Below are 4743 nucleotides of genomic sequence, written 5' to 3'. Positions count from 1 at the left end.
TCTTGGCGAAGCGTTTGGCGCGGCCGCGGATCTTGACGAAGCCGTCCTCGTCGATGGTGACGATGTCGCCGGTGTCGTGCCAGCCGTCGATCAGCGGCTCGAGCACGCCGGGCTTTTCGGCGCGGAGATAGCCGGCCATGACATTGGCGCCGCGCACATGCAGCCTGCCGCCCTCATCGATGCCGGGCACCGGTTCGAGCTTCCATTCCATGCCCGGCAGGATTTTGCCGACCGTGCCCGACTTGTTGTACATCGGCGTGTTGATCGAAATGACCGGTGCCGTCTCGGTGACGCCGTAACCTTCGAGAATGCGCAGGCCGAATTTTTCCATATAGGTCTGGCGGGTTGCGGCCTTCACCGGCTCGGCGCCGGAGAAGATATAGCGGATCGAGCGGAAGTCGTAAGGATGCGCCGTCCTGGAATAGCCGTTGAGGAAGGTATCGGTGCCGAAGATGATCGTGGCGTTGGAGGCATAGATCAGCTCCGGCACGATGCGGTAATGCAGCGGCGACGGATAGAAATAAACCGGCACGCCCGAGATCAGCGGCAGCACCGTGCCGGCCGTCAGACCGAAGGAGTGGAACACCGGCAAGATGTTGAACACCTTGTCGCCGCTGTGAAAATCGATGCGGGCAGCGGCCTGGGCGGCGTTCGACAGGATGTTGCGATGGGTGAGCACCACGCCTTTCGGCGTGCCTTCGGAGCCCGAGGTGAAGAGGATCACGGCCGGATCATCCGGTTGGCGTTTGACCAGCGGCCGAGCCTTGCGCAGTAACCCGACGATCTTGTCCTTGAGTGAGATTTCGGCCCTGAGATCATCGAGCCAGACGATCGTCACCTGCTTTTCCATCTCGGCGATCACAGGGCCGAGTTTCGCCTGGGTGACGAAGGCGCGCGAGGTCAGCACATGTTTGACTTCGGCGGCCTTGCAGGCGGAGAGGATGTTGGCGGCGCCAGCAGTGAAGTTCAGCATCGCCGGCACCTTGCCAGCACTCATCACGCCCAAAAGGGTGGCGGCGGCGCCATTGGCATTCGGCAGCATGACGCCGAGGTTGGTTTCCGGGAACATCGTGCGGAATTTGGCGCCGAGCACGGCAGCGCCAGTGAGCAGCTTGCCATAGGTCAGCCTTCCGGTGACCGGATCTTCGACGGCAAGTTTCTTCATGCCGAATTCGTGGCCGGCCCGGATGACGCGGTCGAGCACGGTGGACGAGGTATCGGCGGTCTGGAAGAGCAGGTTGGACATCACCTGATAAAGGGCAGCGCCTGCCGCCGTGCGGCGCTTGCGGCCTTTCAGCTCCGGCGGCACCTCCAGCTTCACCGGCTCCAGAATGGTGACCTTGACCTTGGGGAACAGCCGGCGGCGGATCTTGCCGTTGTCGAGATAGGAGAGATAGCTCTTCTCCAGCCCATCGATCTTCACCGGCACGACCATCGAGCCGGTCTTGTCGGCGACCATGGCGGCGCCATCATAAACCTTCATCAGCGTGCCGGTCACCGTCAGCCGACCCTCGGGGAAGATGCCGATAGGGTTGCCGTCCTGCACCACCTTGATCAGCGAACGCGTCGCCATCGGCTTTGTCGGGTCGAGCGGCAGGAATTTGCACATCTTCAGGAAGGGCCGCACCCACCAGGCCTGGGCGATCTTGTAATCGACGGCAAAGGTGGGCTCTTCCTCGGTGATGGCAAGCGCCAGGGCGCCATCGAGCAGGCTGACATGGTTGAGCGCGATGATCGGCGCGCGGCCGGCCTTCTTGATATTCTCCAGCCCCTCGACCTCGAGGCGCATGAAGGCGCGGAACATGATCGAGATGAAATCGCGGAACGGATTGGTCGGCAGCGTCTTCAGCATCAGCCAGGCGACGGCGAAATTGATGATGCCGAGGCCGATCAGGATCTGAGGAATGGAAGCGCCGAGCGCCTGGACGGCGGCAACGAGGCCGAGGCCGACGGTGATGAACAGCGCCGAGAGCACATTGGCGGCGCCGATGACGCGGGCGCGGCGGTCCTCATGCGCCCAGGTCTGCAGGGCGGCGAAGGTCGGCACGGCGATGAAGGCGCCCGCGATCGCCATGCCGGCGAGATCGATGGCGACGCGGATGGTATTCTGACCAGCGAAGAAGGTGGCGATCGTCGTTGCGTGGCTCACCGAAGCCAAGCCCCAGAGGTTCCAGGCGAGATCGAGGCTGAAGAGGCCAAGCAGCGCCGTGCCGACAGGGGCCGGCAACAGCACGATGCGGCCAGACGACATCCAGGCGGCAATGGCCGATCCGATCGCGACGGCGATGGCAAAGACGGTGAGATAGGCCGGCACGACGAGCTCGGAGCCGCCGAGCAGCTCGGTGACCATGGTCGGCAGGATGGAGAGAACGAAGGCGCCGACCAGCCAGAACCAGCAATTCATCAGCGCCGAACGCCACAGGCGCTTGTCCTCGCGGATTTCCATGACGAGGGTGTAGCTGGAGCGGATGACATTACGGTCGATCTGAAGATCCGGCGCCTTGGAGCCGGTGGGCGGGATCATGCGGGCTGCCAGCCAGCAGATCACCGAAAGCCCCATCATCATCGTGCCGAAGATCAGCACATTGTCGCCGCCGGAGAAGGCGAAGGCGGCAATGATCGTGCCGGCGAGGATGGCGATGAAGGTGCCGCCCTCGATCCAGGCATTGGCCTTCGGCAGGTCGCGGCGTTCGAGATGATCGGGCAGGATGCCGTATTTGATCGGCCCGAACAGTGCTGAGACGACGCCGAAGCCGAGCAGCGCCGCCATCAGCACAAAAATCGAGGAGAATGCCAGACCGACAACGGCAAGCGCGGCAACCGCGATCTCGCAGCGTTTCAGCAGCTCGGCAATTTTCGCCTTGTCATGCTTGTCGGCGAGTTCGCCGCCGAGTGCGGACAGCAGCAGGAAGGGCACGATGAGGATGACGCCGGCAAGCGTCACCAGGGCGGCACCTTCACTCGCCGACATCTTGAAGAGAATGAGGAACACCAGGGTGTTCTTGAGGAAATTGTCGTTGAAGGCGGTCAGGAACTGGGTCCAGAACAGCGGCGCGAATTTCCTTGAGGTCATCAGATTGTGTTGCACGGCAGGGTTCCTCTTTCGGCTCGCAGAGAAGGCCACAGAGTTGTTACGCAAAAGTTGAATGCGTCAACAACTCTGCGCTGTGGTTAACCAAGATCAATCTTCATCGCTACGATTGAACTTGACGAGCAGCTTCTCGGTGCGGGCATCCTCGACCTTGCGGATCAGCTTCTCGGATTCGGCATTGTCGCGCAGCGTCTTGGTGATATTCACCGTGGTCTGCACCAGCATCAGAATGCCCATGGCGAGATAGCCTTTACCCCAGAGATCGAGCGGCATCATGTAGAGGCCGAGCGCCAGCATGAAGGCGGCCGAGCCGAAGGAGATGTAGGAGAAGCTGACCCAGCTTGCGGAATGTTTCTGGAAACTGTCGTTCATATCAGTGGTCCCTATGGTTCGATGGATGGATGGTTGGTTGGATGCAATTTCAGGCAGCGGGCGTGATGCGGCTCTTCAGCCGCGCCAACACATCATCGGCGGATGAACGCAGCGGCGCGCCGAAGCCGGCATTGGCAAGCTTCTCGATGATGCCGGCCGGGCGGATGGCGCCTTCCATGTCCTTCAGCGCTGCGGCCGTCAGCTCATTCTGGCTCTGGCGCAGGCGAAGGCGCGCCAGGGTCTCCTCGGCATCGTCGAGCGTGGCAAAGCCTGGACCGCTGACGACGACATCGAGCTTCTGCGCCTCTTGCGTGGCACGGGCCAGCCGCTCGCCACGCTGCAGCTCCTGCAGCCGCGCCTCGGAGGCGCGCACGATCCCTTTCAGCTTGTCGATCGCCCCAGTGAACTGAGCCTGCGCCTTTTCCGATGCATCGCGCTCGGCTTCGAGATAGGCGATCGCTTCGGCCGCCTCGCGGGCCAGCCCCTCATTGTCCTTCGCCAAGGCGGCGGAGGCGCGGGTCTCGAGATCGACGATACGGGCAATGATCGCCCCGTGCTGCACCTTCTCCTGCTCGTTCTGGGCGATGGCGACCGCGACACTGCGGCGGGCCGACTGGATCGATTGGGCGGCATCGCGGATCTGCTGGGAAAGCAGCGGCACGGCGTGGCAGTCGGCAAAAGCCTGTTCGGCATCATGCGCCCTGCCCCGCAACAAAATGGAAATCAGTTTGAACATTTCCTTCCTCCGGTTTATGAACGTTGTTCACGAGAGGTGTTATGCCAGAATCATGAACGTCGTTCAAGATAAATTTTGAACGACGTTCAAAAAAATCGAAGTGGAATGGTTAATGGCCGGTAGGCGAGAAGAAAAACGCGAAGACCTGAAGGCCCGGCTGATCGAGGCGGCGCGCGAGCGGATCGCCAGGGACGGGCTGACGAACCTCAGAGCCCGCGACATCACCCAGGATGCTGGCTGCGCGCTCGGCGGTCTCTACACGGTCTTTTCAGACCTCGCCGAACTCGTCATCCACGTCAACTCCGCCACGCTGAAGGCGCTGGAGGCGAGGCTGACGCTCGCCGAAACCAAGGACAAGCCGCCGACCGACCGGCTGCGCAACCTGGCGCAGGGTTACCTCAGCTTCGCCGTCGAGCACCGGAACCTCTGGAAGGCGCTGTTCGACCACTTCCCCCCCGACACCAGCCCGACGCCGCAATGGCATCTTAACGAACACCTCTTCCTGATGGACGTGATCGCCGAACCGCTGGCCGAACTGCAGCCC

Annotated in this window: 4 protein-coding genes; 1 reads left to right on the top strand and 3 read right to left on the bottom strand. The window is 62.2% G+C overall.

Translation table 11 applies throughout. From position 1 onward, the window contains the following. From FY112_RS16330 to FY112_RS16320, 3 genes are all read right to left on the bottom strand, one after another. On the bottom strand, positions 1–3088 hold a 3088-nt coding region (locus FY112_RS16330; protein WP_246700698.1), incomplete at its 3' end, for an acyl-[ACP]--phospholipid O-acyltransferase. 93 nt (positions 3089–3181) lie between these two features. Continuing rightward, positions 3182–3463 (bottom strand): YiaA/YiaB family inner membrane protein, encoded by a 282-nt coding sequence (locus tag FY112_RS16325; RefSeq protein WP_003569708.1) that lies wholly within the window; start codon positions 3461–3463, stop codon positions 3182–3184. A gap of 49 nt (positions 3464–3512) precedes the next feature. Then, on the bottom strand, positions 3513–4199 hold the full coding sequence (locus FY112_RS16320; RefSeq protein WP_151518858.1) for a PspA/IM30 family protein: 687 nt from the start codon (positions 4197–4199) through the stop codon (positions 3513–3515). A gap of 112 nt (positions 4200–4311) precedes the next feature. Here FY112_RS16320 and FY112_RS16315 point away from each other — a divergent pair. After that, positions 4312–4743: TetR/AcrR family transcriptional regulator (locus FY112_RS16315; protein ID WP_151518857.1), on the top strand; the 432-nt coding region annotated here is incomplete at its 3' end.

The organism is Rhizobium sp. PEPV16, from assembly GCF_008919455.1.
Classification (GTDB): domain Bacteria; phylum Pseudomonadota; class Alphaproteobacteria; order Rhizobiales; family Rhizobiaceae; genus Rhizobium; species Rhizobium leguminosarum_Q.
This window is presented reverse-complemented; position numbering and strand designations above follow the sequence as displayed.